The following is a 25546-nucleotide window of genomic DNA, read 5'->3' as shown; positions in this document are numbered from 1 at the left end:
TCAGAACAGGAAGTACCGTTGGGCCATCGGCAGTTCCGTCACCGGCTGCGGCTCGATCAGCTCGCCGTCGACGTGCACCGCGAAGCTGTCCGGCTCGACGCGGACGTCCGGCGTGGTGTCGTTGAGCACCATGTCCGCCTTGGTCCGCGCGCGCATGTTCGACACGGCGACCAGCGGGCGCGTGATGCCGAACGTCTCGCGCAGCCCACTGTCCAAAGCGGACGGAGCGACGAAGTGCAGGCTCAGCGCGGCCCCGATCGACGCGCCGAACATCGGCCGGGCCAGCACCGGCTGCGGCGTCGGGATGGACGCGTTCGCGTCGCCCATCGCCGCCCACGCCGGGAAGCCGCCCTTGAGGACCACGTGCGGGCGGACGCCGAAGAACTTCGGCTCCCACAACACGAGGTCCGCGAGCTTGCCGACCTCGACCGAGCCGATTTCGGTCTCCATGCCGTGCGCGATGGCCGGGTTGATCGTGTATTTGGCGACATAGCGACGCGCGCGCAGGTTGTCGGCCGCGCCGTCGCCGGGCAGGGCGCCGCGGCGGCGTTTCATCACGTGCGCGGTCTGCCAGGTCCGGATGATCACCTCGCCGATCCGGCCCATCGCCTGCGAATCGGAGCTCATCATCGAGATCGCGCCCATGTCGTGCAGCACGTCCTCGGCGGCGATCGTCGTCGGCCGGATCCGGCTCTCGGCGAAGGCGAGGTCCTCGGGCACCGAGGGGTTGAGGTGGTGGCAGACCACCAGCATGTCGAGGTGCTCGTCGAGGGTGTTGGCCGTGTGCGGCCGCGTCGGGTTGGTCGACGACGGCAGCACGTTCGGCAGCGAGACGACCTGGATGATGTCCGGCGCGTGCCCGCCGCCGGCGCCTTCGGTGTGGTAGGCGTTGATCGAGCGGCCGCCGATGGCGTCCACAGTGGATTCCAGGAAGCCGGCCTCGTTCAGCGTGTCCGTGTGGATGGCCACCTGGACCCCGGCCTCGTCGGCGACCGTCAAGCAGGCGTCGATGGCGGCCGGCGTGGTGCCCCAGTCCTCGTGGAGCTTGAACCCGCCCGCGCCCGCGGCGAGCTGCTCGCGCAGGGCCTCGTGCCGGACGGTGTTCCCCTTGCCCAGCAGCAGGACGTTCACCGGATAACCGTCCATGGCGGACAGCATCCGGCCCAGGTTCCACGCACCGGGCGTGACGGTGGTGGCCTTCGTGCCCTCGTTGGGCCCGGTGCCGCCACCGACCAAAGTGGTCAGTCCGGCCGCCAGCGCCGTGTCGACGAGCTGCGGGCAGATGAAGTGGACGTGGCAGTCGATGCCGCCCGCGGTGAGGATCTTGCCGTTGCCGGAAAGCACCTCGGTGGACGGCCCGATCACCAGGGCCGGGTCCACGCCGTCCATCGTGTCCGGGTTGCCCGCTTTGCCGATGCCGACGATCCGGCCGTCGCGCACGCCGACGTCGGCCTTCACGACACCCCAGTGGTCGAGGATCACCGCACCGGTGATGACCAGGTCGGGGGCGCCCTCGGCGCGGGTCGCCATCCCCTGGCCCATGGACTCGCGGATCACCTTGCCGCCGCCGAAGAGCACCTCGTCGCCGGAGCCGCCGGGCCCCATCGAGCGGTCCTCGGTGACCTCGATCAGCAGGTCGGTGTCGGCGAGCCGGATCCGGTCGCCGGTGGTCGGGCCGAACAGCTCGGCGTAGCGCTCGCGGTCGATCTGCGGCATCAGAAGTCCCCCGCGAATCCGGACCGCAGGCCCGGGACGCGCCGCGCGCCGGCCAGCGGGACCAGGTCGACCTCGCGTTCGACCCCCGGCTCGAACCGGACCGACGTCCCGGCCGGCACGTCGAGCCGGTGGCCGCGGGCGGCGTCCCGGTCGAACTCGAGGCCGGGGTTGACCGCGGCGAAGTGGTAGTGCGAGCCGACCTGGACCGGCCGGTCGCCGAGGTTGCGCACCAGCAGCCGGACGCGGGCGCGGCCGGGGTTCAGCTCGACCGGCTCGTCGCCGGGGATGATCTCGCCAGGGCGCATGCCGCGGCTCCTCACACGATCGGGTCGTGCACGGTCACCAGCTTGGTGCCGTCCGGGAAAGTGGCCTCGACCTGCACGGAGTCCACCATTTCGGGGACGCCGTCGAGCACCTGCGCCCGGGAGAGCACGGTCCGGCCGCTCGCCACCAGCTCGCTGACCGTGCGGCCGTCGCGGGCGCCCTCGAGGACGTGGTCGGTGATCAGCGCGACCGCTTCCGGGTAGTTGAGCCGGACGCCGCGGTCCAGCCGCTTCCGCGCGACGTCGGCCGCCACGTGGATGAGCAGCTTGTCGCGCTCCTGCGGGCTGAGGTGCATCCGCTAGGTCTATCACCCGAAACCCGGGGGCGCCGGGATCGGAAACACAGGATTTACCTGCGCCTCGTCACACTGAGTGGTGAAAATTCTCCGGTCAGGCCGGACGTGTGACTGAATCGTTCTCGTAATCGTGACCGAAACCACCACTTCTTTCGATTGCCAGTGGCCGGTCAAGAGAGCAAGGTCTATCCATCCGTGCGATGTGGCGCGCGTTCAGTGCGCTCTGTCCCAACCGCGCGACCAGCAACAACCAGCCGGGGAAAAGCGCACCGAAAGGTTCCGCGAAACAGTGACTACCTCCACGATCAGCAAGCCTCAGCCGTCCGGCCAACCCGACGACGGCTTCCGACCGGGCCTGGAGGGCGTCGTCGCCTTCCACACCGAAATCGCCGAACCCGACCGGGACGGCGGTGCCCTGCGCTACCGCGGCGTCGACATCGAGGACCTCGCCGGCAAGGTGACCTTCGGTGACGTGTGGGGCCTCCTCGTGGACGGCCGGTTCGGGCACGGACTCCCGCCCGCCGAGCCCTTCCCGCTGCCGGTGCACACCGGTGACGTCCGGGTGGACGTCCAGGCCGCGCTGGCCATGCTCGCCCCGATCTGGGGCTACCGCCCGCTGCTCGACATCACCGACGAAGAAGCCCGCGAGCAGCTGGCCCGCGCGTCCGTGATGGCGCTGTCCTACGTGGCCCAGTCGGCGCGCGGCATCGGCCAGCCCGCGGTGCCGCAGGCCCGCGTCGACGAGGCCCACTCGATCACCGAGCGGTTCCTCGTCCGCTGGCGCGGCGAGCCGGACCCCGCGCACGTCAAGGCCCTGGACGCCTACTGGGCGTCGGCCGCCGAGCACGGCCTCAACGCCTCGACCTTCACCGCCCGCGTCATCGCCTCCACCGGCGCGGACGTCGCGGCGGCCATGTCGGGTGCCATCGGCGCCATGTCGGGCCCGCTGCACGGCGGCGCGCCGGCACGCGTGCTGCCGATGATCGAAGAGGTCGAACGCACCGGCGACCCCGAAGGCCTGGTCAAGGGCATCCTCGACCGCAAGGAACGCCTGATGGGCTTCGGCCACCGCGTCTACCGCGCCGAGGACCCGCGGGCGCGCGTGCTGCGCCGGACCTGCCAGGAGCTCGGCGCGACCCGCTACGAGGCGGCCGCCTCGCTGGAACAGGCCGCGCTGAAGGAGCTGCGCGAGCGGCGTCCGGACCACCCGATCGAGACCAACGTCGAGTTCTGGGCCGCGGTCATCCTGGACTTCGCGCAGGTTCCGCCGCACATGATGCCCGCGATGTTCAGCTCGGCCCGCACCGCCGGCTGGGCCGCGCACATCCTGGAGCAGAAGCGGACCGGACGCCTGGTGCGGCCGTCGGCCAAGTACGTCGGCCCGGCCCCGCGCAGCCCCGAGGACGTCGAGGGCTGGGAGCTCGTCACCAAGCACTGACGCCTTCTCACGAACCGGCCGTTACCCCCGTGGTACCGGCCGGTTCGTGCTGGGCGGTGGCGCCGAGCATGGCCGTGAGCTGGTCGACCAGCCAGCCGTCCAGGGACTCGCGTGGCACCGTGCGTTCCTGCAGCCAGCTCAGCAGGGCGCCTTCGACCACCGCCGTCCAGCAGCGCAGGGTCAACGACAGCAGCGGTGAGGGCTCGGTGACGCCGAGGGCGTCCACGATGAGGGCCACCGCGCGGTTGCGGACCTCGTCGATCGCCGCGTCCGTTTCGGACGTCGCGATCACCGACCCGCTGCGCAGCAGGGCGATGTACCCCGCGCGATAGTGGTCGGCGACGTCGATCAGGCCGCGGACGGCCGCGCGCAGCCGCACCTCCGGCGGGCCCTCCTCGAGCCCGGCCAGCCCGTCGATCAGCCCGTCGGTGACCGTGCGCAGCGCCTCGACCTGCAGCTCCCGCAGGTTGGCGAAGTACCGGTAGAACAACGGCCGCGACACCTCGGCGCGCCCGACGATGTCGTCCACGGTGACCAGCTCCGGTGCCCGCGACCCGAACAGGTCGAGCGCGGCGCGGATCAGGTCGTCGCGGCGGGCCTGCGGCGACATCCGCCGCGGCCGGCGGCCGGTGGTCACGGGGTTTCCGCGGCACGCAGGACATCTCGCGCGCCGCCCCGGCCCACCGCCGTGACACCGATGTGGTGCGCAGCCAGCTCGGCCCGCAGGCCGGCGCTCAGCATCCGCACCGCCGCCGAACCGAGGTTGACGATCCGGCCGCCCTCGGCCCGCGCGACGAGCATCGGCACGAACGCCCGGCAGCTGTGGACCACGCGCTCACAAGCCGTGAAGGTTGTGTCGAGGTTCGAGCCGGGCGGCTCGATGCCCGCGTTGTTGACCACGATGTCCGGGACGCCGTGCTCGGCGCGGACCCGGTCGGCGAAGCGGTGCACGGCCTCGCCGTCCGCGGGGTCCACTGTGTACTCGGCAAGGCCGTGATCTCCCAGCAGTTCCAGCGTTTTCGCGGCGCTGGACGCGTCGGTGTCGGTGACGATGACGTCGGCACCCTGCTCGGCGAAGGCGAGCGCGGTGGCGCGGCCGATCCCGCTGCCCGCTTCGGTGACGACGACGAGCCTGTGTTCGAACGGCCCGGCGCCGACCCGGGTCCGGCGCAGCGCGCGGCTTTCGGCGCCGGTCTCGGCGTAGTCGATCAGCTCGGCGGCCGCGGCGGCCACCACCTCCGGCCGCGCCCTGGTCACCCAGTGCGTGCCGACGATCCGCCGGATCCGCAGGTCGGGCACCCAGCGGGCGACCTCGGTCTGCAGCGGCGTCGTGACGTAGGCGTCGCCGGTCGGGGCGAGCACCTGCACCGGGATGCCGGCGGGCCGCGGCGCGGGCCGCGAAAGCCGGGTGAACATGTTGGCCCGGTAGAGCTGGAGGCCGTGCAGCCCGTCGGACTTCTCCGGCGGCGCCGCGTCCGGTTCCATCCGCTGGATCTGCTTGCCCAGCAAACCGGTGCGCCACAGCAGGTCCGGGATCAGCGGCACCTGGAACGCGAGGATGTACCACGAGTGCAGGAACTGGCTCAGCGCGTTCTTGAGCCGCTTCGGCGTCGGACGCCGCAGCTGGGCGCGGAACCACGCGCCGGCGTGGTCGAGGCTCGGGCCGGAGAGGGATGTGTAGGAGGCGATCCGCCCGCGCAGGCCGTCGCCGGTGACGGCGTGCCAGGTCTGGATCGAGCCCCAGTCGTGGGCGACCAGGTGCACCCGGCCGGTGGGCTGCACGGCGTCGACGACCGCCCGCAGGTCGTCGGCCAGCTGGTCCAGCCGGTAGGACGCGCGTCCCGGCGGCTTGTCCGACTGTCCTGCTCCGCGGACGTCGTAGGTGACGACCCGGTGTTTCACCTCGAGCGACGCGGCTACCCCGCCCCACATCGAGCTGTTGTCCGGGTAGCCGTGCACGAGCACGACCGTGGGCCCGTCGCTCCGGCCGTCGATGGTGACGGAGAGACGGACACCGTCGCTGGCGGTCACCCACTTGTGAGACATTCTGTCATGTTAGACAAGTTGTCAACAATGGTTCACCCGCGCGGCGGTTCCGCGAGCGTGGATGTTCGGATTTTTGCTGGCATGACAGCGTTTTCGTGGTTTCCCGTGGAACCAAGGCACCTCGTGTCCACCGAACGGTGGACAGCCGGATTCAGCCGCCTGTTGGTCGGTTCCGGCGCCTCGAGCCGCCAGGCTGGGGCCATGACAGCAGTGAGCGTGCGCGGCCTGCGCAAGCAGTACCCGGGTCACCTCGCGGTGGCCGGGCTCGATCTGGAGATCGAACAGGGCGAGGTCTTCGCCCTGCTCGGCCCGAACGGCGCCGGGAAGACCACGACCGTCGAGATCCTCGAAGGGCACCGGCCGCGGACGGACGGCGAGGTCAGTGTCCTCGGCGAGGACCCCGGCAGGGCCGGCCGCGCGTGGCGGGCGCGCCTGGGCATCGTCCTGCAGACGGCGACCGACGCCGCCGAGCTGAGCGTCGCCGAGACCGTCCGGCACTTCGCGAAGTACTACCCCGATCCCCGCGACCCCGACGAAGTGATTGAGAAGGTCGGGCTCACCGAGAAGGCCGGGACGCGCATCAAGGCGCTCTCCGGCGGGCAGCGCCGCCGCGTCGACGTCGCGCTCGGCGTCATCGGGCGGCCCGAACTGCTCTTCCTCGACGAGCCGACCACCGGCTTCGACCCCGAGGCGCGGCGGCAGTTCTGGACGCTGATCAGCGACCTCGCCGCCGAGGGCACCACCATCCTGCTGACCACCCACTACCTCGACGAGGCCGAAGCGCTCGCCGGCCGGGTCGCGGTGATCGCGCGCGGCGAGATCGTCGCCCAGGGCACCCCGCAGAACCTGGGCGGCCGGGCGGCCGCCGAGGCCACCGTGCGCTGGGTCGACGAACGCGGCGAGCACGTCGAGCGCACGGCGTACCCGACCAAGCTCGTCACCGAGCTCTCCGCTGGGGGTGGAGAGCTCGCCGGGCTGACCGTGACCAGGCCGAGCCTGGAAGACATCTACCTCGACCTGATCGGAGACAAGGCATGACTGCGCCATCCGGGGCTTCGCCCCAGGCCGGCTCCGCCACCCGGAACCCCCGAAGAGCAACCGCGACGCTGCCCGGCCCGCTGGCGCTCGGGCTGGCTCGCGGCGGCACCGAGCTGCGGCAGTTCTTCCGCAGCCGGGAACAGGTGGTCTTCACCTTCTCCCTGCCCGCGGTGCTGATGATCCTGCTCGGGTCCATCCTGGACGGTCCGACCCGGCTCGACGGCGTCACGTCCGGCCAGCTGCTGGCGGCCGGGATGATCGGCTCCGGCATCGTCTCGACGTCGTTCAACAGCATCGCGACCGGCGTCTCGGCCGACCGCGAAACCGGGGCCCTCAAGCGCCTGCGCGGTACGCCGATGTCGCCGGCGTCGTACTTCGTCGGCAAGATGGCGCTGGTCGCGGTGTCCAGCCTGGCCCAGACCGTGCTGATGGCCACGGTCGCCGTGCTGCTGTTCGGGCTGCGGCTGCCGTCCGCCCCGGCGAAGTGGCTGACGCTGCTGTGGGTGTTCGCGCTCGGCATCGTCTCGTGCACCCTGCTCGGGATCGCGGTCAGCTCGCTCGCGAAGTCCACCAACGGCGCCGTCGCCATCGTGCAGATGCTGTACCTGGTGCTGCAGTTCATCTCCGGCGTGTTCGTCTCCCCGATCACGAACCTGCCGAAAGTTATGGTGGACATCGCGTCGTTCTTCCCGCTGAAGTGGATCTGCCAGGGTTTCCGGTCGGTCTTCCTGCCGGACGGCGCCGTGAGGATGGAGATGGCCGGGTCATGGGAGCTTCCGCGGGTGGCGCTGGTGCTGGCGATCTGGTGCGTGGTGGGCGCGGTGCTGGCGCGGCTGACCTTCCGGTGGACCGACGCGAAGTGACCGACGCCTGGGACCGGTTCAACTGGCTCTGGGAAATCCTCTTCGCGGTGGCGTACCTGGCCACGACGCTGCTGGTGGTGCTGGACGAAAAGAACCCGGTGCGCACGGCGGTCGCGGTCGGGGCGCTGACCGGGCTGGCGCTGACCTACCTGTTGTGGGGCCGCCGGATCGTCCGCGACGACGGGCACGTGCGGGCGCGGTGGGCCCTCTCCCTCGTCGTGCTGGCGCTGGTCGCGGTGGCGATGTTCGCCAACACGACCTCGAGTTTCATCCTGTTCATGGTCTGCCCGCTCGTGTTCTCGACGCTGGAGTTCCGGCCGGCCGCGGTGCTGACCACCGTGGCGATCCTGCTGAGCCCCACGTCGTCGATCGCCAACGAGGGCCTGCGCGGGCCGGCCCTGCACATCCTGCTGCCGATGACCGCGATCCTCGTCGTCTTCGGCGTGCTGTCCGGGAAGTTCATCCTGCACGTCGTCGAGGAGAGCCGGGCGCGGGCGGGCCTGATCACGCAGCTCGAAGCGAGCCAGGCGGAAGTCGCCCGGCTCTCCCGGGAGGCGGGCACCGCGGCCGAGCGCGAACGGCTCGCCCGCGAAATCCACGACACGCTCGCGCAGGGGTTCACCAGCATCGTCACCCTCGCCCAGGCCATCGAGTCCGAACTGGACACCGATCCCGCCGCGGCGCGGCGGCACGCGGAACTGGCCGCCCGCACCGCGCGCGACAACCTCACGGAGGCCCGCGCGATGGTGGCCGCGCTGGCCCCGGCGGACCTCGCCACCGGCTCGCTGGTGGACGCCGTCCGGCGGCAGGCCGACCGGCTGGCCGATTCGTCCGACGTGGTGGTCCGGTACGAAGTGGACGGTCCGCTGCCCGCGCTCGGCATGGCCGGGGAAGTCGTCCTGCTGCGCGGCGCGCAGGAGGCGCTGAACAACGTGCGGCGGCACGCGGCCGCGTCGGCCGTCTCGGTGCGGCTGTCCGCTGTGGACGGTGCGGTGCGGCTGTCGGTGCGCGACGACGGCACCGGCTTCGCCCCGGATCGCGCCACCGGGTTCGGGTTGCGCGGCATGCGGTCCCGGGCCGAGCAGGTCGGTGGCAGACTGAGCGTCCGGAGTGGCCCGAGCGGCACCGAACTCACCCTGGAGGTGCCGGCTTGATCCGCGTCATGCTCGTCGACGACCACCCGGTCGTCCGCGAAGGCCTCCGCGGCATGCTCGAAGCGGAACCGGACCTGACGGTGGTCGGCGAAGCCGGGTCCGGCGACGAGGCGGTCGCGCTCGACCGGGTCGCGCTCCCCGACGTCGTGCTGATGGACCTGCGGATGCCCGGTCTCGACGGCGTCGGCGCGACCAAGCGGATCCTGCGCGAGCGGCCCGGGCGCCGGATCGTGGTGCTGACGACGTACGAGACGGACGCGGACATCCTGCGCGCGGTCGAGGCCGGCGCGTCGGGGTACTTGCTGAAGGACGCGTCCCGCGCGGAGCTGGCGAACGCGATCCGCGCGGCGGCCCGCGGGGAGACGGTGCTGGCGCCGTCGGTGGCCGGGAAGCTGGTCAACCGGGTCCGCAACCCGGAGCCGCAAGGACTGTCGGCCCGCGAGGTGGAAGTGCTCCGGCTGGTCGCGAAGGGCGGCACGAACGCGGACATCGGCCGCGCACTGCACATCAGCGAAGCGACGGTGAAGACCCACCTGCTGCGGGTCTTCGGCAAGCTCGGCGTCTCGGACCGCACCGCCGCGGTGACGACAGCAATGGCCCGCAACCTGCTCGGCTGACCGTGTCGGAAGGGTCGACACGCGTGATTGGGCAGCCGACACGCGTGATTGGGCAGCCGACACGGCCACACCCCGGGCATCCGCCGTGTCGACCCTCCAATCACGCGTGTCGACCCTCCAATCACGCGTGTCGACCTCTCCTGCACGGGCCAGGACCTGCTTGGGCCGGCTGGGCGCGGCAGAATGCCCCCATGCTTGCCTCGACCGAACTCGCCCTGCTCCGCCGGATCGCCCACGAGCAGGCCGTCTGCCGGGCTCCGTCGCTGGTCGCCGCCGTCGTGCGGGACGGGGGGATCGTCTGGTCCGGTGGCCGGGGACGCGTCGGCGGCGAGACCCCGGGCACCGACACCCAGTACCGGCTCGGCTCGATCACCAAGACCCTCGTCGCCACCGCCGTCATGCGGCTGCGCGACGAAGGCGTCCTCGACCTCAACGACCCGCTCGAGAAGCACGTCCCCGGCACGCCGTTCGGGGCCGCCACCGTCGCCCAGCTGCTGTCCCACACCTCCGGCCTGACGTCCGAGTCGCCGGGCCTGTGGTGGGAGCGCACCCCCGGCGCCGACTGGGACACCCTCGTCGGCAGCCTCGCCGAAGGCGCGACCAAGCACCGGCCGGGCGCGCGGTTCCACTACTCGAACGTCGGCTACGGCGTCCTCGGCGAGCTGCTCTCCCGCCACCGCGGCAAGGGCTGGCTTTCCGTGCTCGACGAAGAGGTCCTCGGCCCGCTCGGGATGACCCGCACGACCCCGCACCCGGCCGGCGCGCACGCCGAAGGCTTCGCCGTGCACCCCTTCGCCGACGTCCTGCTCCCCGAGCCCAGCCCGGACGCCGGGGCGATGGCCCCCGCCGGGCAGCTGTGGTCGACCGCGCAGGACCTCGGCCGCTGGACGGCGTTCCTCGGCGGCGACACCGGTGGTGTGCTCGCGCCGGAGACCGTCGCCGAGATGCGGACCATGGTCACCGTCGACGACACCGACGTCTGGACGACCGGGTTCGGGCTCGGCCTGATGCTCGTGCGCTACCAGGGCCGCCGGTTCGCCGGGCACACCGGTTCGATGCCCGGGTTCCTCGCCGTGACGCTGGTCGACCCGGCCGCGCAGACCGGCGCGCTCGTGTTCACCAACTCGACGTCCGGCGTCGGCATCACGCAGCTCTGCCTCGACCTCGTCACGATGACCGACGAGCTGGAGCCGCGGCTGCCCGCCGAGTGGCTGCCGTCGCCGGTCGGCTCCGGGCTGCTCGCGCTGACCGGGCTCTGGCACTGGGGGCCGACGCCGTACCACCTGCGCATCCAGGGCGACGGGCTGCTGCAGCTCGCGCCGGTCGAGAGCGCCGGGCGCAGCTCGCGCTTCCGCGCCACCGGCGAGGACACCTACGTCGGCCTCGACGGCTACTACGCCGGCGAGACGCTCCGGGTGGGCCGGAACGCCGACGGCGTCGCCACCCACCTCGACCTGGCGACGTTCGTCTTCACCCGCACGCCGTACGACCCGGCCGCGCCGGTGCCGGGCGGCGTCGAAGACTGGCGCTGACCGGGCCCCGCTCGCACCCCCAGGGTGGCGAGCGGGACCCTCAGTTCAGGGCGGCCGTGCCCGCCGCGTACGCGACGGCGGCGGCGAACCGGTTGGCGATGCGCTTGCCCTCGCCCCAGTCCCAGACGCCGAGCTTGAGCACCGTCATGATCGTGAGGGCCGAGCCGCCGTCGGCGTGCGACACGGTCACGTTCACGTGCTGGCCCCAGCTCAGGAGCGACATCCCGGTGCGGCAGGTGGCGAACGCGCGGGGCCCGTCGTACACCGGCTGCTGCCCGCCGATCGCCGCGACCCCGGCCGGGAGCGCGTTCCAGAGCACTTGCGGCGGTACGGGGAACCTTTGCTGCACAGTCGTCACGGCCGGGAGGCTACCGGTGGCCGACCGGGTCGGTAACCGTATTTTTGCCGGTCCGGCCGAGGGCAGGCGGACGCGATCCGGAGCCGGCCCGCTTACCGGCGCCTTGTTCCGCCGTGGCTGCCGGCGGGACCGGCAAAGGTCGGCGCAGTACCGCCACGGCGGTGTTCGCCGATGAGCCCGATGGCGTAGCTGTCACCGTCCGGCAGGCCGACGATCAACCCCGGGGAAGGCCAGCCGGCGAGCCAGAGCCGGCGCCGGTCCCGCAGCTCGGCGGCGATGTCGGCGGGCACCGCGGGCAGGTGGAACTTGATCCGCACGTCCCCGGGCAGCACGGCCCAGCCGTCGACCGGCTCGTCCGCCCGCACGTCGAAGGCCGCGGCCGTGACCGGTGTCCAGGTGCCGCTCGCCAGGGGCCGGGCCGCGAAGAGGAGGTCCGAGCGCCACAGCGCGAGCGCCACCACGGCGACCACGCCGGGCACCGGCAGGAACCACGGCAGCCAGCCACCGGTCACGACGACGGCCGCGACCTCGGCCGCGAGCGCGAAGACGCCGACCGCCCACACCGACGCGGTGGCGAACACGAGCCGTCGCCGCAGGACGGTCCGCCGCGTCACCGGCCGCTTCGGCAGCAGCTTGGCCAGGCCGTACACCGACCCGCCGAGGAAGAGGGCGACGAACACCCCGGCGTACACGACGTCGGCGCCGTGCGGCGGGTGCTCGACGAGCCCGTCGAGGATCGCGGCGGCCACCAGCAGCCACAGCACCGCGAAGACGGCCACCTTCGGGCGGCGGCGCGGCGCGCCGGTGCGGGCCTCGCCGGTCGCCCACCACGGCAGGGGGCGGACGAAAACCAGCACGAGCGTCACGGCTAACCCGACCGGCAACCCGATCGCGGTCGTGTCCGTCCAGCCCTGGACCGCGAGGTGCGCCGCGGCCACCACGGCGAACCACGCGAAGAAGTACCAACGAGGTTTCATCGGTTCCACATGTCGGAACCCGCACCACCTGCGTTAGCTGCCTCGTCCCGACCTGAGAGACTGGCCACATGACCGACGCTGAGTTGACCATCCCCGCCGACCTCAAGCCGGCCGACGGCCGCTTCGGCTGCGGCCCGTCGAAGGTCCGCGCCGAGCAGCTGAGTGCGCTGGCGGAGTCCGGCTCCACCTACCTCGGCACGTCGCACCGGCAGAAGCCGGTCAAGTCCCTCGTCGGGCGCGTCCGTGCGGGTCTGTCCGAGCTGTTCTCCCTGCCCGAGGGCTACGAGGTGATCCTCGGCAACGGCGGCACCACGGCGTTCTGGGACGCGGCCGCCTTCGGCCTGGTCCGCGAGCGCGCGCAGCACTTCACCTACGGCGAGTTCTCCTCGAAGTTCGCCACCGTGACCAAGGGCGCGCCGTTCCTGGCCGACCCGATCGTCGTCAAGGCCGAGCCGGGCAGCGCCCCGGACATCGCCTACGAAGCCGGCGCCGACCTGGTCGGCTGGGCCCACAACGAGACGTCCACCGGCGTGGCCGTGCCGGTCCGCCGCCCCGAGGGCAGCGAAGGCGCCCTGGTCGCGATCGACGCCACCTCCGGCGCCGGCGGCCTCCCGGTCAAGGCCGAGGACTTCGACGTCTACTACTTCGCGCCGCAGAAGTCGTTCGCCGCGGACGGCGGCCTGTGGATCGCGCTGGCCTCCCCGGCCGCGGTCGAGCGGATCGGCGAGATCGGCGGCGGCGACCGCTGGATCCCCGAGTTCCTGTCGCTGACCACCGCGCTGGACAACTCCCGCAAGGACCAGACGTACAACACCCCGGCCGTGGCCACGCTGTTCCTGCTCGCCGAGCAGATCGAGTGGATGAACGGCCAGGGCGGCCTCGCCTGGACGACCTCGCGCACGAAGGACTCCTCGTCGCGGCTGTACGAGTGGGCCGAGAAGGCGAGCTACACCACGCCGTTCGTGAAGGACCCGGAGCTGCGCTCGCAGGTCGTCGGCACGGTGGACTTCGCCGACGACGTCGACGCCGCCGCGGTGGCGAAGGTGCTGCGCGCCAACGGGATCGTCGACACCGAGCCGTACCGCAAGCTGGGCCGCAACCAGCTGCGCGTCGGCCTGTTCCCGGCCATCGACCCGGACGACGTCACCAAGCTGACGCAGGCCGTCGAGTACGTGGTCGAGCGGCTCAGCTGACCTGGGGCTCCTTGGCGGGGGCCTTCGCCGCTTCGGTGGCGGAGGCCCCCTTCTTCGTGGTCAGGCGGCGGGCGCCGAACGCGGCCAGGGCCAGCAGGAGCAGCCCGAACAGCTCGTAGGACTCCGTCGCCAGCCACCAGCCGAGGGACGGCGCCGGGCGCGGGGCGAACCACATCGGGCCGGCGATGAACAACGCCAGTCCCGCGACGACGACCGCGGCCGCCACCCAGCGGACCGCCCGGTCGCAGCGCCACGCGTACCACCCGGCGAGGACGAGGACCGGCACGCACCACGTCCAGTGGTGGGTCCACGAGATCGGCGAGACCAGCAGCCCGCCGAGCGCACACGCGGTGAGCCCGAGCACCGGCTCGGCGGCGCGCACGATGACCACCGCGACCACGGCCATCACGACGAGCGCGGCCAGCACCCACCCGATCTCCGGCAGCGCCGCCCGGGTGACCAGGCCGTGCAGCGACTGGTTGCCGACGTAGTCGACGCCGCCGATGCGGCCCGCGTCGAAGACGAGCTTCGTCCAGTACGTGAAGGACGCCGACGGCCGGAGCAGCCACAGCAGCGCCCCCGCGACGACGAACCCGGCGACCACCCGCGCGGCCGACCGGAAGTCGCGGCGGAACAGGAAGTACACGACGAAGACGGCCGGCGTCAGCTTGATCGCCGCCGCCACGCCGATGAGCAGGCCCTTCGTCCGCTTCCGCTCGCCAGGCAGCAGGACGTCGAGCACCACCAGCACCATGAGCAGCGCGTTGATCTGGCCGAAGCCGAGCGTCGAGCGCACCGGCTCGAGCAGGGCCCCGGCGAGCTGGGCGCCGATGGCGACCAGCGCGGCCACCGCCCGGCCGCGGACCTTCGTGGCGTCGGTGAGCGAGCCGTTGAGCGTCGCGACGTAGAGGTAGGCGACGACGCCGGTCGCGAGGATCGACGCGATGCTGAGCAGCTTCATCGTCACCGCGAAGGGCAGCAACGTCCCGGGCAGGAACATCGCGGCGGCGAACGGCGTGTAGGTGAAGGGCAGCAGGATGTGGTGCGTGGTCGGCACCCAGGCGTCGTACGGCGAGCCCTGCTCGGCCAGCGCCTTCGCGCCGCCCAGGTAGACCTCGAGGTCGAGGCCGTCGAAGCGCTTCAGCACGAGGACCAGGACGACGGCGGCGACCTCGAGGACGACCAGCGCTCCCGCGAGCTTCCGCCCGGACCACCCCGCCAGCGCCACGCGTCCCCCTCGAACCAGGTCTTCGACCGGCCGAGATTACCGGGCGCTCAGCAGCAGCCGTGCACCGGCAACCGCACTGACCTGGCGTTCGCCGCCCCGGCGCGCCGGTTCGCGGCGGCTTCGGCGGCGGCGAGCAGCTTGTCGAGCGCGGCCCGGTCGAGCACCCGGCCGGCGGTGACGACCGTGTCGATCCGCCGGACCGCGCGGATGTCGGCGAGCGGGTCGGCGTCGAGCAGCACCAGGTCGGCGGCCTTGCCGGGGGCGATGGTCCCGGCGTCCGCCCGGCCGAGGAACGCGGCCGCGTCCCGGGTCACCGTCTGCAGCGCCTTCCGCGGGCCGAGCCCGGCCGCGACCAGGAAGTCGAGCTCGTCGTGCAGGCTGAACCCCGGGTAGACGTACGGGTTCAGGCAGTCGGTCCCGCCGAGGAGCCCGACTCCGGCGCGGTGCGCTTCCCCGGCGAGCCGCAGCTGGGCCTCGAAGTAGACGTCTTGCTGGGCGGCCTGCTCGGGCGTGGCCGGCGCGAGCAGCGGCAGCCGGTCGGCCCACAGGTCGAGGACCTCCCGCGGGACGTACTTGTTCCGCGGGTCGTGCGCGAACGCGCCGGCCGGCTTGGAGATGACGCGGTTGACCGCGAAGGTCGGGCTGAGCCAGCTGCCGTGGGCGGTGAGACCGGCGAAGTGGCGGGCGGCCGCGGCCGGGTCGTAGGCCTGCGCGGCCTGCCGGTCGAGCTCGCGGGCCAGGTTGAAGAAGTCGCGCGGGGCCTTCGGGTCGAACGGCTCCGCGTCGAGCCGGCCGAGGAACTCGTCCCGGTACCGCGAGGTGGCGATCGGCAGCCCGAAGGAGTGCTCGAAGCTGCGCTGCCCGGCCCGGGCGGCGTCGAGCTGGCGGATCCGGTAGGGCCAGTGCCCGGCGAACGGCAGGCGGTGGCGGCGGCATTCGTCGGCGATCGCGGCGAACACGTCCCGCGGCAGGTAGAAGTACACCTTCACGAAGTCCGAGCGCTGGGCGATGGCGGTCCGGACCGCGGCCCGTGCCTCCGCGACGGTGCCGACCCTGGTGGTCGACGGCCCGAGCAGCGACACCGGACCGTCGAGGATGGTGCTGGCCAGCACCACCCGCGGACCGAGCAGCTCGCCGCGGGCGATCTTGTCGCGGGTGACGCGGTTTTCTTCGTAACCCTGCATTTCGCGGATGCCGGTGACGCCGTTGGCGAGGAACAGCGGCGGCCAGATGTCTTCGTAGTCGATGCCGTGGGCGTGCATGTCCCAGAGGCCGGGCACGAGGAACCGGCCACGGCCGTCGACGACCCGCGCACCCGCGCAGCGCGGCAGCTCGGCGGCGGGTCCCACCCAGGCGATCCGGTCCCCGACGAGCACGACGGCCGAGCCCGGCCGGGCCGGGCCGTCGGTCCCGTCGACCACGGTCGCCCCGGTCACGACGACGACGTCACTGCCGGCCGCCGCGGCCTCCTGGGCGAAGAGGGCGGGGGCCACCCCGGCGGCGGCGAGCCCCGCGCCCGCTGTCGTGAGCCACCGCAGGAATTCACGCCGGTTCGCCTCGACTCGCACAGCCGCTCCGCCCTTCGATCGGCTCCCTTGCGGTCATCCAACACCCGGGCGGAGGCGGTGGGGAATCTTCGAACGTGCTGACTGCCGGGTGAGGAGCAACTCCCCACCCGGCAGCAGTGCATCCTCACGCGCGCGAACTCCTCAGGCGAGGGCCTGGGTGGGGGCCAGGCGGGCCGCCCGGACCGCCGGATACGCCCCCGCCACCGCACCCACCAGCGCCGCGACCCCCACGCCGCCCGCCAGCGTCCCCACCGGCAGGACCGCGGGCCAGCCCTGGCTGAGCGCGTAGCCCGCCGTCACCAGGACGCCGGCGAGCACCCCCGCCAGCCCGCCGAGCCCGGACAACAGCACCGACTCGGCCAGGAACTGGCCCCGGATCTGCCGTTTCGTCGCCCCGAGCGCCCGGCGCAGGCCGATCTCACGCCGCCGTTCCAGCACCGAAATCACCATCGTGTTCGCCACCCCGACCCCGCCGACCAGGAGTGCGACCCCGCCGAGGCCGAGGAACAACGCGCTGTAGGTCGTGTCCGTCAGCTTCTGCGCCGCGAGGGCGTCCGACGGACGGCGCACCTGGACCTCGTTCGGCGCCTGCGGGTTCAGCGTCGCGGCCAGCACCGACCGCACACCGTCCACTTGGGACTCCTCGGCGCGCACGTACACAGTGGACGGATGGCCGTCGAACCCGAGGAGCCGCTTGGCGACGTCCCAGCCGACCAGCGCCGAACGCTCGACCTCCGGCGCGAGCGGCATCGGCGCGAGGATGCCGACGACGGTGAACCACTGGGTCCCGATGAGCACTTGCGGGGGCCGGGCGGGGTCACCGATGCATTTCGGGGGTTCCGGGTGGCGGAGCCCCCGGCCGGGGGCGAAGCCCCCGATGTCACAGTGGTCGATGCCCAAGCGGGCCGCCGCCTGTGACCCGAGCACCGCCACCGGGTAGTCCTGGTTGCCCGCGGCGAGGAACGCGCCGGCCCGCACCTTGCCGCCCAGCACGGCGAGCAGGTCCGGCCGCGCCGCGTACACCGCCAGCCCGGACGTGTCGTCCGGGGCGATCTTGTCGCTGCGGCGGACGCTCGCCGACGTCGTCCCGGTACCCGCGGCCGCCCGCACCGGGCCGATCCGCTTGGCCATCGCGACGGCGTCGTCCGGCAGCGTCGCGTTGGCGCCGAACAGGGTCTGCCCCGGCCCGGCGGTGAGCAGGTTGGGGCCGAGCGCGGCCAGCCGGTCGTGCAGGGCCTGCGCGCCCGACGCCGGGATCGCCAGCACCGCCACCATCGCGGCGACGCCGATCGCGATGCCCAGCGCCGAGAGCACCGCCCGCACCGGTCGCGTGCGCATGCCGTGCGCGCCGAGCGCGACGACGTCCGGCGGCTTGAGCCGGGCCGGTTCCGGGAGCTTCACCGCCGCGGTCACCGCACACCCGCCAGGCCCGTGTCGAGCCGCAGGTGGCCGTCGAGCAGCTCGATCCGGCGGGGCATGCCCGCGGCGATCTCGCGGTCGTGGGTGATCACGACGATCGTGGTGCCGCCGGCGGACAGCTCCCCCAGCAGCGAGAGCACGGACGCGCCGGTCCCGGTGTCGAGGTTGCCGGTCGGCTCGTCGGCCAGCAGGATCGCCGGGTCGTTGACCACGGCCCTGGCGATCGCGACGCGCTGGCGTTCGCCGCCGGAGAGCTCGCCGGGCCGGTGCCACGCCCGGTGCCCGAGCTTGACCCGGTCGAGCGCGGCCAAGGCCCGCGCACGCCGCCGTCGCCGCGGCACCCCGGCGTAGAGCAGGCCGGTGCACACGTTGTCCACGGCACTCATCCCTTCGTCGAGGAAGAACTGCTGGAACACGAACCCGATCCAGCGGGAGCGCAGCGCCGAGACCTTGCGGTCCGGCAGCGCGGCGACGTCGTGGCCGCGCAGCTCCACCCGGCCCGACGACGGCCGGTCGAGCGTGCCCATCAGGTGCAGCAGGGTGGACTTGCCGGACCCGGACGGCCCGACGATCCCCACCATTTCGCCGTCTTCCAGGGCGAGGGAGACGCCGTCCAGCGCGGCGACCCCGCCGGGGTAGGTGCGCGTGACCTCGTGCACGCGCAGCACGGGCGTCACGACGTCGTCACCACCCGCATGCCCGCGGCCAGCCCGGTGCCGCTGACCTCGACCTTCCCGCCGCTGAACAGTCCCGTTCGGACCGCGACCAGCCGTCGCTGCCCGTTGTCGTCGACCTCGACCGCGTACCCGCCTTCGGCGAGCGCGAGCAGCGCGCCGACCGGGACCGCGAGCACGCCGGAGTGGACGTCCTTGGTGAACCGGACGCTCGCGGGAGCCGAGTCGAGGCTGCCGGCCGCGGCCGGGTCGTCGAGCCGGACGGTCACGGTGATCTTGGGCTTGCCGTCGTCCTGGCCCGCCTGGTCCTTGCCCTCGACGGCGGTCCGGCCGACGTCGGTGATCGTGCCCGGCGTCGTCTTCCCGTTGATCGTCACCGACGCCTTCGCGCCCGGCTGGGCGAGGCTCTGCTTGGCCGCGTCGAGCTTCACCTGCACCGACCGGACGGTGCCGGTCGTCTTGAGGATCTCGCCCTGCGCGGGCGCGCCCGGCTTGGCCGCCAGTGCCGACACGCGGACTTCGCCCGCGGTCAGCACGACGTCGCCCTGGCCGAACGCGCCGGTCTGCGCCAGGCCGAGGGACTTCTGCCACTTCTTCAGCGCGGCCGCCGTCGCGGCGGTGAACTTCTTGTCCGGTGTCCCGAACCCGCCGAAGCCGCACGCCTTGAGGTTCTCCTCCAGCTGCTTGACGTCGGCACCGTCGTCCACGCCGAGCGCGAGGTCGCGGTAGAACGGCAGCGTGCCGTGGAACAGCGGCACCGGTTTCGCGTCCACGCCGTACACCGCCTGGCAGCGGGTCAGGGTGGCGCCGGCGGCCGGCAGCGACGTGATCGTGCCCGGCTTGCGGCCCTGGACGACCGATTCGTCGCCGTAGCCGAGCGTGCCGTCGGCCTCTTCTTCTTCGCTCACGTCGGTCTTGGCCACCTCCGCGGTCTCGACCGCGGGCGGCGCGGCCTCCTTGACGGGGGTCGCGCTCGACACCCGCGTCAGGATGACGACGGAGCCGGTGCCCAGCACCACGACCAGGACGGCGGCCGCGACGAGCCAGCGCGTCCGGCCGCGGCGCCGTGGCTTCAGGTGGGTCACGTCGTTCACTTGTCCGCCCCTCGGGCACTCACGCTCGCGCCCATCCCGCACGCCTTGGCGGCCGCTTCGAACTTCTTCGGGTCGTCGCCCGGCCCGCCGATCCGCATCCCGCCCTTGCCGCTCGGGTCCGGGTCGGGCATGTCGATGCCGTGCTCCCGCATGCACTTGGCGTCCTTGCGCATCTTGTCGAGTTCCTCGGCGCTCGGCGGCTTCATCTCGCCGCCGTTGGGCATGAAGTGCCTGCACGCGTTCTGCGCGGCGTCGAGCTTCGAGGTGTCGACGCCCTCCCCGCCCAGCGTGATGGCCATGCCCTTGCCGTCACCGGCCGGCTTCGGGTCGGGCATGTCGACGCCGTGCTCACGCATGCACTTGGCGAAGTCGCGCATCTTGTCCTCGTCGCTCTTGCCGCTGTTGTCGGCGGCGCTGGGGCCGCCCGTCTTGGGCGGCGTCGAGATCGAGGCGACCTTCGACCCGTCGTCGGCCTTCGCCCCGCAGCCGCCGAGCAGCAGCGCCGTCCCGAGCGCCGCGACGGCGATCCGTGTCCGCATGGCTCGATTCCTTTCGTCCGGATGGGGACCAGGTCTACGGATCGGGGGATTCGGGCGCGCTAAGCGACGTCGCTTATGCGGTCCTTATGGCCTGCCTGCGCAGACTGGGCCGGTGCGGGTGCTGGTGGTGGAGGACGAGCGGTTGCTGGCCGACTCGGTCGCGGAGGGACTGCGGCGCTTCTCGATGGCCGTCGACGTCTGCTACGACGGCGAGCAGGCCATGGAACGCGTCGGCGTGCACGGCTACGACGTCGTGGTGCTCGACCGCGACCTGCCCAAGGTGCACGGCGACGACGTCTGCGCCGCCGTGGTCCGTGCGGGCGGCGAGGCCCGCGTGCTGATGCTGACCGCGGCCGCCGACGTCACCGACCGGGTCGCCGGCCTGGGCCTCGGCGCCGACGACTACCTGACGAAACCGTTCGCGTTCGCCGAGCTGGTCGCCCGGGTGCAGGCGCTGTCGCGGCGCGCGCGGCCGGCGTTGCCGCCGGTGCTGGAGCGCGACGGCGTCGTGCTGGACCTGCCCCGCCACCAGGCCGCCCGCGACGGGCGGTTCCTGCTGCTCTCGCCGAAGGAGTTCGCCGTGCTGGAAGTGCTCATGCGGGCGGAAGGCGCCGTGGTCAGCGCCGAAGACCTGCTGGAGAAGGCGTGGGACGAGCACGCGGACCCGTTCACCAACGCGGTGCGGGTCGCGGTGATGACGCTGCGGCGCAAGCTGGGTGATCCGCCGGTGATCGAGACCGTGCCGGGCGCCGGCTACCGGTTCGGCACGCTGTGACCGGCCTGTCCGTCCGGACCAAGCTGACCGCCTGGTACGGCGCGCTCTTCCTGCTCGCGGGCCTGGCGCTGGTCGTCATCGACTACCTGCTGGTGCAGAGCTCGCTCCCGGACCCGGTGCGGGTCGCCTCGACGACGATCGACTCCGCCGACGTGACCTTCGGCGTCGCGGCCCAGGCGATCGCGTCCCCGGGTGCCGCGGTGCAGCTGCTCAGCGGCTCGCTCGACGAGTACCGCTCCTCGACGCTGTCGACGCTGGTGGTCGGTTCGGCGATCGCGCTGGTGGCGACGGCGGCGCTGGCGGTCCTGTTCGGCTGGCTGATGGCGGGTCGCGCGCTGCGGCCGCTGCACGACATCACCGCCACCGCCCGGCGGCTGGAGGCGGGCAAGCTCGACCGGCGGATCAACCTCGACGGGCCACCGGACGAGCTGAAGGAGCTGGCGGACACGTTCGACGGCATGCTCGACCGGCTCGCGGAGTCGTTCGACAGCCAGAAGCGGTTCGTCGCGAACGCGTCCCACGAGCTCCGGACGCCGCTGGCGGTGCAGCGGACGCTGATCGAGGTGGCGATGGCCGACCCCGACGTCCCCGCGGAGCTGAAGAAGCTGGGCACGCACCTGCTCCACACGAACGAGCGCAGCGAGCGGATGATCGAGGGCCTGCTGGTCCTGGCCCGCAGCGACCGCGGGCTGCACGCGCGCACACCGGTGCGCCTCGACGAAATCGCGGCTTCGGTCGTCCGGGCCACGGCGGCCCAGGCCGAGGCGGCGGGGGTGACGGTGGAGACGCGGCTGCGGCCCCGGACGGTGGCGGGCGACCCGGTGCTGCTCGAGCGCCTGGTGACGAACCTGCTGGTCAACGCGATCACGTACAACGCTTCCGGCGGCTGGGTGTACGTGGAGGTGCGCGGCGACCCGGCGCTGGAGGTGCGGAACTCGGGTCCGGTGGTCCCGCCCGAAGCGGTCCCGACGCTGTTCGAGCCGTTCCGCCGGCTGGGCGGCGCGGAGCGGACTGGTGACCCGCGCAATGCGGGGCTGGGGTTGTCGATCGTCCGCTCGGTGGCCCAGGCCCACGGCGGCCGCGCGGAGGCCCAGCCCGGCCGGCGGGGCGGCCTCGCGGTGACGGTGCGGCTCGCGCCGTCTTGACCGAGCGCCCGGAACCCGCGCCTCGGCAGGAACAACCGCCTTGATCCACTCGATCGTGACTTTGCGTGCCCGGCGTGTCACCCCTTCGCCGCTGACCTGGGTCGGTGAGGATGCGGAGGACACAACATGAACAGTGAGCAGTTCGGTGCGGACTCGGCGCGCCTCGCACGTCAAGCCGACGCGCCGTTCTAACGTGGGCACCCACAACGGTGAAGAAGATCGGGGAGGCGAGAACAATGCGGGCGCTGCGAGTCGTCGGACTGCACGAGGACGGGAAGTCCATCGTGCTCGAAGACCCGGCGAGCCGTACTCGTTTCCTGCTCCCGGCTGATGAACGACTGCGCGCGGCGGCGCGGGGTGACATCACCCGCCTCGGCCAGATCGAAATCGAGTTGGAGAGCCAGATGCGGCCACGCGAGATCCAGCAGCGCATCCGGGCCGGCGAGTCCGTCGAGCAGGTCGCCGCGAGCGCCGGTGTCTCGACGCAGCGCGTCGAGCGCTACGCCTACCCCGTGCTGCTCGAGCGGTCCCGGACCGCCGAACTGGCGCAGAGCGCCCACCCGGTCCGCGAGGACGGCCCCGACGTGCAGACGCTCGGCGAGGTCGTCGCGTACAGCTTCGGCGTCCGCGGGCACGACTACTCGCAGGCCACCTGGGACTCCTGGAAGGGCGACGACGGCCGCTGGGTCGTCGTGCTCCGGTGGAAGGCCGGCCGGTCGGACAACCGCGCGCACTGGGCCTTCTCGCCGGGTGCGCACGGCGGCACGGTGACGGCGCTCGACGAGAACGCCGAGGTCCTCCTCGACCCGAACGCCTACCGCGCGCCCCGCACGGTCCGCGCCCTCCCGCCGGCCCGCGAAACGGAGTTCCAGCCGACGCTGGACTCGGTCGAGCCGGAGCGCGCCGAGCTGCCCTCGGCCGAGCCGGATCCGGACGACGACACCCGCGAGATCCCGCGCGTGCCGACGGAGCCGGACGAGGACGCGGCGGTGCCGGAACCGCGGCCGAAGGCCAAGAAGAACCACCCGATCGTGCCGTCCTGGGAGGACGTGCTGCTCGGGGTCCGCTCGCAGCGCGGCTAATCCACCCGCGCCGCGAGCGTCTTCGGCGCCACCTGCCGGTACGCCTCGCGCACGATCCGGTCGACCTCCGCCCAGTCGACGTCGACGTCCAGCCGCACGCCGATCCAGCCGCGGTGCCCCACGTACGCCGGCCGGAAGAACCGGGTGGGCTCCGTGCGCACCAGCTCCTCCTGCGCTCCGGGCGGTGCCGGGCACCAGAAGGCGAGCCTGCCGTCGCCGTGGTGGTCGTCGGCGAACATCACGAACGTCTTCTTGCCGCGCACGAACCACGCCGGCGACCCGTGGCTCAGCCGCTCGGTCGCCTCCGGCAGGGCGAGGCACAACTTCCGCAAAGCGTCCAGCTGCTCCATCCCGTCAGGCTACGATGTCACGCTGTGGGAGGGATCGATCATGCGGCGTGACCAGCAGGCCTGGCTCGTGCGCTTCAACGAACTGCGGTACCGCGCCTTCGCCGGCGCACCGGTGGCGGAGGTGGCGCCGGCGCAGTGGGGCCTCGACCCGGCGACCATCCGGCAGGCCGCACACGCGCGCCGGTACCGCGAAACCGTCCCGGACCGGCCGGATTCGCTGCGGTTCGAGTTCGCACCCGGGGTGTTCCCGCCGCAGTTCGACCGCGGCCCGGGCACGGACGCCGACCGCCGCCGGCTCGCGAAGCTGCTCGGCGAACACGAGCAGTTCTGGGCGAGCTCGCGGCGGCTGCGGCTTGGCCGTGACGACATCGGCAAAGCCGCGGCGGCGGCCGGGATGACCGTGGTCGCCGAAACCGCCGACGTGACCGACCGGCTCCTGCTGCTGCGCCGCACCGGCCTGCCCGACGAGGAGCTGCGGCCCCGCGCGGCCGGACGCCGGCCGGGCCTGGGCACCATGCAGGGCTTGGCCGCCGGCCTCGGCCTCGCCGCGGTGGTCGTGGGCGCCTGGTTCGCGGCCACGGCCGAGCGGACGTGGCCGGTCCTGCTCCTCCCGGTCGCGGTGGTCGCCGTGGTCGCGTTGCCGTTGCTGGTCCGCGCGATCGCCGGCCGGTCGCCGCGCATGCCGTGGCTGGACGAGCCGTTCGACGGCAGTCCCCAGGTGATCGTGGTGCCGCCGCCGTCGGTGTCCGCCGAGCTGCTGGGCGAAGTCGCCTCGTGCTACGGCTACTTCTGCGCCGGCCCCTGCGAATCGACCCGCGACCGGCGCGACCTGTTGTTCCGGAAAACCCGCCCCGGCCTGGTTTTCGGCACGCCGGCGCCGCGGACCCCGCCGTCCTTCGAGGTTCCGGCCGGCTCGCCGGACCGGGAACAGTGGCTGCGCAACCACCTCGACGGCCGCCACGAGCTCTGGGTCAGCGTCCGGCACGCGAAGCTGACCCCGGCCCGGATCGTCGAGATCGCGAGCGGCGAGGGGCTGCGCCCCGCGGCGGACTTCGCCGACCGCACGGACCGGATCCTGCTGCTGCGCGGCGATTCGCCCGTCCCCGCGCGGAAGTTCCGGATGTCGTTCACCGGCTTCGTCGCGCCCGCGGTGTGGGCGGTGCTGTGCTTGGGCGGTGGCGTCATCACCGCGGCGTCGACCGGCGAGGAACGCCTCGCCGCGATCGGGTTCGGCCTGACCGTGCTGGGAGTCCCCCCGCTGCTGTGGGTGCTGCGGGCCTTCCGCGGTCCACGCGCGTCGGCTGGCTCGCGCAGGAGTTCGACGGCAGCGCCAGCGTGACGTTCTTCTCCGGCCAGTTCGACGTCTCCCCGGAACTGACCCGCCAGATCGCCGCGTTCCACGGCTACTTCTTCCGCGGTCAGACGGCGACCAGGGCCCAGGGGACGCTCGTGACGTACGCCCGGCTGCGCTAGCAGCCTGTGTCAGAAAGCTGTGTCAGAAAGCTGTGTCAAAAGGCAATGACCAGCACGCCGATCCACGCGACGACGACACCGCCCGCCGCGCCGTAGGCGGCCCAGCGCAGGATCGGGGTGCGGCGGATCAGCCACAGCGACGGCGTGATCCCGGCCGTCACGATCACCGAGGCCACCAGCGCCAGCCAGCCGCTGGTTTCGCGCGCCAGCGTGGACGCCAGCGCCAGCATGGCCACGACGACCACGGCCGCCATGAACGCCGAGACGGTCAGGCCGGTCAGCCACGGCGTCGGCTCGCCGGGCGGGCCGGGCGGCCCGAGCACCGAGCGGAGGAACCGCTGGCCGGGTTCGGTGGACGGCGCGGGCGGCTCGACCACCGTGTCGGCCCCGGTCACCGGGTCCACGAACCGCACGGCGGTGCCCATCACCGCCGCCAGCCGGCCGGCCAGCTGGCGGCCGCGCTGCGAGACGACCGCGCCCGCCTCCGCGCCGGGATCGGCGGTGACCGCGGACGCCACGCGCGCCCACTCGTGCAGGGCCTGGGCCAGGTCGGCGCCGATCGCGAGCTTGTGCGGGTCCACCTCGCGCGCGTGCTCCCCGCCCGGTCCGGCCAGCACGGCGCGCTCGCCGCGGATCCGCAGCTCCATG

General features: G+C 72.9%; 27 protein-coding genes. 12 read left to right on the top strand and 15 right to left on the bottom strand.

The genetic code is table 11. The annotated features are described in order from the left end of the window. Genes ACLJOU_RS07340 through ACLJOU_RS07330 form a run of 3 tightly spaced genes read right to left on the bottom strand, consistent with a single transcriptional unit; the run spans position 1 to position 2335 of the window. Complete coding sequence (locus ACLJOU_RS07340) at positions 1-1716, bottom strand: urease subunit alpha (RefSeq protein ID WP_410564337.1); 1716 nt, start codon at positions 1714-1716, stop codon at positions 1-3. Then, complete coding sequence (locus ACLJOU_RS07335) at positions 1716-2021, bottom strand: urease subunit beta (RefSeq protein ID WP_410564336.1); 306 nt, start codon at positions 2019-2021, stop codon at positions 1716-1718. Before ACLJOU_RS07335 ends, ACLJOU_RS07340 begins: the two co-directional genes overlap by 1 nt. 11 nt (positions 2022-2032) lie before the next feature. Beyond that, positions 2033-2335, bottom strand: a complete 303-nt coding sequence (locus ACLJOU_RS07330; RefSeq protein WP_020641633.1) for an urease subunit gamma — start codon at positions 2333-2335, stop codon at positions 2033-2035. A gap of 289 nt (positions 2336-2624) precedes the next feature. Here ACLJOU_RS07330 and ACLJOU_RS07325 point away from each other — a divergent pair, with 289 nt between their 5' ends. Then, positions 2625-3773, top strand: a complete 1149-nt coding sequence (locus tag ACLJOU_RS07325; RefSeq protein ID WP_410564335.1) for a citrate synthase 2 — start codon at positions 2625-2627, stop codon at positions 3771-3773. Positions 3774-3780: 7 nt separating this feature from the next. On the opposite strand, the gene ACLJOU_RS07320 is transcribed toward ACLJOU_RS07325, so the two are convergent. Together ACLJOU_RS07320 and ACLJOU_RS07315 are read right to left on the bottom strand one after the other, a co-directional pair. Beyond that, entirely contained in the window at positions 3781-4383 is a 603-nt protein-coding gene (locus ACLJOU_RS07320) for a TetR/AcrR family transcriptional regulator (protein WP_410564781.1), read from the bottom strand. Between the two features lie 23 nt (positions 4384-4406). Beyond that, positions 4407-5804: an SDR family oxidoreductase gene (locus ACLJOU_RS07315; protein WP_410564779.1), complete on the bottom strand. Its 1398-nt coding sequence runs from the start codon at positions 5802-5804 to the stop codon at positions 4407-4409. A 216-nt stretch (positions 5805-6020) separates the two neighbouring features. Between ACLJOU_RS07315 and ACLJOU_RS07310 the strand changes: the two genes are divergently transcribed. From ACLJOU_RS07310 to ACLJOU_RS07290, 5 genes are all read left to right on the top strand, one after another. Further along, positions 6021-6857 carry an ABC transporter ATP-binding protein gene (locus ACLJOU_RS07310; RefSeq protein ID WP_410564334.1) on the top strand — a complete coding sequence of 279 codons (837 nt, stop codon included), beginning with the start codon at positions 6021-6023 and terminating at the stop codon, positions 6855-6857. Continuing rightward, the gene (locus tag ACLJOU_RS07305; RefSeq protein ID WP_410564332.1) at positions 6854-7720 is read left to right on the top strand and encodes an ABC transporter permease; all 867 of its coding nucleotides are present in this window, start codon (positions 6854-6856) and stop codon (positions 7718-7720) included. The genes ACLJOU_RS07310 and ACLJOU_RS07305 overlap by 4 nt, the downstream gene beginning before the upstream one ends. Further along, on the top strand, positions 7717-8874 hold the full coding sequence (locus ACLJOU_RS07300) for a sensor histidine kinase (RefSeq protein ID WP_410564330.1): 1158 nt from the start codon (positions 7717-7719) through the stop codon (positions 8872-8874). The genes ACLJOU_RS07305 and ACLJOU_RS07300 overlap by 4 nt, the downstream gene beginning before the upstream one ends. After that, the gene (locus ACLJOU_RS07295; protein WP_410564329.1) at positions 8871-9491 is read left to right on the top strand and encodes a response regulator; all 621 of its coding nucleotides are present in this window, start codon (positions 8871-8873) and stop codon (positions 9489-9491) included. Before ACLJOU_RS07300 ends, ACLJOU_RS07295 begins: the two co-directional genes overlap by 4 nt. 191 nt (positions 9492-9682) lie before the next feature. Then, the gene (locus ACLJOU_RS07290) at positions 9683-11023 is read left to right on the top strand and encodes a serine hydrolase domain-containing protein (protein WP_410564327.1); all 1341 of its coding nucleotides are present in this window, start codon (positions 9683-9685) and stop codon (positions 11021-11023) included. A gap of 40 nt (positions 11024-11063) precedes the next feature. On the opposite strand, the gene ACLJOU_RS07285 is transcribed toward ACLJOU_RS07290, so the two are convergent. Further along, on the bottom strand, positions 11064-11381 hold the full coding sequence (locus ACLJOU_RS07285) for a hypothetical protein (protein WP_410564326.1): 318 nt from the start codon (positions 11379-11381) through the stop codon (positions 11064-11066). Positions 11382-11473: 92 nt separating this feature from the next. Beyond that, the gene (locus ACLJOU_RS07280; protein ID WP_410564325.1) at positions 11474-12358 is read right to left on the bottom strand and encodes a hypothetical protein; all 885 of its coding nucleotides are present in this window, start codon (positions 12356-12358) and stop codon (positions 11474-11476) included. A gap of 68 nt (positions 12359-12426) precedes the next feature. Here ACLJOU_RS07280 and serC point away from each other — a divergent pair, with 68 nt between their 5' ends. Further along, positions 12427-13551 (top strand): phosphoserine transaminase, encoded by a 1125-nt coding sequence (gene serC, locus ACLJOU_RS07275; RefSeq protein ID WP_410564324.1) that lies wholly within the window; start codon positions 12427-12429, stop codon positions 13549-13551. On the opposite strand, the gene ACLJOU_RS07270 is transcribed toward serC, so the two are convergent. The 6 genes from ACLJOU_RS07270 to ACLJOU_RS07245 all read right to left on the bottom strand — a co-directional run bounded on the left by ACLJOU_RS07270 (position 13544) and on the right by ACLJOU_RS07245 (position 20073). Further along, a complete protein-coding gene (locus ACLJOU_RS07270; protein ID WP_410564322.1) occupies positions 13544-14779 on the bottom strand; it encodes a glycosyltransferase 87 family protein in 1236 nt (411 codons plus the stop codon). The genes serC and ACLJOU_RS07270 overlap by 8 nt on opposite strands. A 47-nt stretch (positions 14780-14826) precedes the next feature. Beyond that, positions 14827-16347 (bottom strand): amidohydrolase family protein, encoded by a 1521-nt coding sequence (locus tag ACLJOU_RS07265; RefSeq protein WP_410564320.1) that lies wholly within the window; start codon positions 16345-16347, stop codon positions 14827-14829. A 141-nt stretch (positions 16348-16488) separates the two neighbouring features. After that, positions 16489-17685: an ABC transporter permease gene (locus ACLJOU_RS07260; protein WP_410564778.1), complete on the bottom strand. Its 1197-nt coding sequence runs from the start codon at positions 17683-17685 to the stop codon at positions 16489-16491. Positions 17686-17756: 71 nt separating this feature from the next. After that, the gene (locus ACLJOU_RS07255) at positions 17757-18443 is read right to left on the bottom strand and encodes an ABC transporter ATP-binding protein (RefSeq protein ID WP_410564318.1); all 687 of its coding nucleotides are present in this window, start codon (positions 18441-18443) and stop codon (positions 17757-17759) included. Next, entirely contained in the window at positions 18440-19534 is a 1095-nt protein-coding gene (locus ACLJOU_RS07250) for a peptidoglycan-binding protein (RefSeq protein ID WP_410564317.1), read from the bottom strand. Before ACLJOU_RS07250 ends, ACLJOU_RS07255 begins: the two co-directional genes overlap by 4 nt. After that, a complete protein-coding gene (locus ACLJOU_RS07245; RefSeq protein ID WP_410564315.1) occupies positions 19531-20073 on the bottom strand; it encodes a hypothetical protein in 543 nt (180 codons plus the stop codon). The genes ACLJOU_RS07250 and ACLJOU_RS07245 overlap by 4 nt, the downstream gene beginning before the upstream one ends. 112 nt (positions 20074-20185) lie before the next feature. On the opposite strand from ACLJOU_RS07245, the gene ACLJOU_RS07240 reads away from it, so the two are divergent. The 3 genes from ACLJOU_RS07240 (at position 20186) to sepH (ending at position 23075) form a co-directional block, all read left to right on the top strand. Next, on the top strand, positions 20186-20848 hold the full coding sequence (locus ACLJOU_RS07240) for a response regulator transcription factor (protein WP_410564314.1): 663 nt from the start codon (positions 20186-20188) through the stop codon (positions 20846-20848). Further along, positions 20845-21993 (top strand): sensor histidine kinase, encoded by a 1149-nt coding sequence (locus ACLJOU_RS07235; RefSeq protein ID WP_410564312.1) that lies wholly within the window; start codon positions 20845-20847, stop codon positions 21991-21993. The genes ACLJOU_RS07240 and ACLJOU_RS07235 overlap by 4 nt, the downstream gene beginning before the upstream one ends. Positions 21994-22229: 236 nt before the next feature. Continuing rightward, on the top strand, positions 22230-23075 hold the full coding sequence (gene sepH / locus ACLJOU_RS07230) for a septation protein SepH (RefSeq protein WP_410564776.1): 846 nt from the start codon (positions 22230-22232) through the stop codon (positions 23073-23075). On the opposite strand, the gene ACLJOU_RS07225 is transcribed toward sepH, so the two are convergent. After that, positions 23072-23425 (bottom strand): MmcQ/YjbR family DNA-binding protein, encoded by a 354-nt coding sequence (locus ACLJOU_RS07225; protein WP_410564310.1) that lies wholly within the window; start codon positions 23423-23425, stop codon positions 23072-23074. The two genes, sepH and ACLJOU_RS07225, sit on opposite strands and share 4 nt — an antisense overlap. A gap of 40 nt (positions 23426-23465) precedes the next feature. On the opposite strand from ACLJOU_RS07225, the gene ACLJOU_RS07220 reads away from it, so the two are divergent. Both ACLJOU_RS07220 and ACLJOU_RS07215 read left to right on the top strand, forming a co-directional pair. Further along, positions 23466-24764: a hypothetical protein gene (locus ACLJOU_RS07220; RefSeq protein ID WP_410564308.1), complete on the top strand. Its 1299-nt coding sequence runs from the start codon at positions 23466-23468 to the stop codon at positions 24762-24764. Continuing rightward, positions 24761-24898 carry a hypothetical protein gene (locus tag ACLJOU_RS07215; protein WP_410564306.1) on the top strand — a complete coding sequence of 46 codons (138 nt, stop codon included), beginning with the start codon at positions 24761-24763 and terminating at the stop codon, positions 24896-24898. Before ACLJOU_RS07220 ends, ACLJOU_RS07215 begins: the two co-directional genes overlap by 4 nt. 35 nt (positions 24899-24933) lie before the next feature. Here the strand turns inward: ACLJOU_RS07215 and ACLJOU_RS07210 are convergent, their stop codons facing one another. After that, complete coding sequence (locus ACLJOU_RS07210) at positions 24934-25545, bottom strand: DUF2537 domain-containing protein (protein ID WP_410564304.1); 612 nt, start codon at positions 25543-25545, stop codon at positions 24934-24936. Position 25546: the final 1 nt, after the last annotated feature.

It is taken from the genome of Amycolatopsis sp. cmx-4-61, assembly GCF_046548775.1.
Classification (GTDB): domain Bacteria; phylum Actinomycetota; class Actinomycetes; order Mycobacteriales; family Pseudonocardiaceae; genus Amycolatopsis.
Note: the sequence above shows the minus strand (reverse complement) of the source record. Positions and strands in the feature narration are given on the sequence as shown.

Bases quoted from the DNA above. Each gene is read 5' to 3' on its own strand.
- ACLJOU_RS07220 (WP_410564308.1), top strand. From the start codon at position 23,466: ATGCGGCGTGACCAGCAGGCCTGGCTCGTGCGCTTCAACGAACTGCGG.
- ACLJOU_RS07210 (WP_410564304.1), bottom strand. From the start codon at position 25,545: ATGGAGCTGCGGATCCGCGGCGAGCGCGCCGTGCTGGCCGGACCGGGC.
- ACLJOU_RS07290 (WP_410564327.1), top strand. From the start codon at position 9,683: ATGCTTGCCTCGACCGAACTCGCCCTGCTCCGCCGGATCGCCCACGAG.
- sepH (WP_410564776.1), top strand. From the start codon at position 22,230: ATGCGGGCGCTGCGAGTCGTCGGACTGCACGAGGACGGGAAGTCCATC.
- serC (WP_410564324.1), top strand. From the start codon at position 12,427: ATGACCGACGCTGAGTTGACCATCCCCGCCGACCTCAAGCCGGCCGAC.
- ACLJOU_RS07225 (WP_410564310.1), bottom strand. From the start codon at position 23,425: ATGGAGCAGCTGGACGCTTTGCGGAAGTTGTGCCTCGCCCTGCCGGAG.
- ACLJOU_RS07280 (WP_410564325.1), bottom strand. From the start codon at position 12,358: ATGAAACCTCGTTGGTACTTCTTCGCGTGGTTCGCCGTGGTGGCCGCG.
- ACLJOU_RS07310 (WP_410564334.1), top strand. From the start codon at position 6,021: ATGACAGCAGTGAGCGTGCGCGGCCTGCGCAAGCAGTACCCGGGTCAC.
- ACLJOU_RS07305 (WP_410564332.1), top strand. From the start codon at position 6,854: ATGACTGCGCCATCCGGGGCTTCGCCCCAGGCCGGCTCCGCCACCCGG.
- ACLJOU_RS07335 (WP_410564336.1), bottom strand. From the start codon at position 2,021: ATGCGCCCTGGCGAGATCATCCCCGGCGACGAGCCGGTCGAGCTGAAC.
- ACLJOU_RS07340 (WP_410564337.1), bottom strand. From the start codon at position 1,716: ATGCCGCAGATCGACCGCGAGCGCTACGCCGAGCTGTTCGGCCCGACC.
- ACLJOU_RS07260 (WP_410564778.1), bottom strand. From the start codon at position 17,685: ATGCGCACGCGACCGGTGCGGGCGGTGCTCTCGGCGCTGGGCATCGCG.
- ACLJOU_RS07330 (WP_020641633.1), bottom strand. From the start codon at position 2,335: ATGCACCTCAGCCCGCAGGAGCGCGACAAGCTGCTCATCCACGTGGCG.
- ACLJOU_RS07245 (WP_410564315.1), bottom strand. From the start codon at position 20,073: ATGCGGACACGGATCGCCGTCGCGGCGCTCGGGACGGCGCTGCTGCTC.
- ACLJOU_RS07320 (WP_410564781.1), bottom strand. From the start codon at position 4,383: ATGTCGCCGCAGGCCCGCCGCGACGACCTGATCCGCGCCGCGCTCGAC.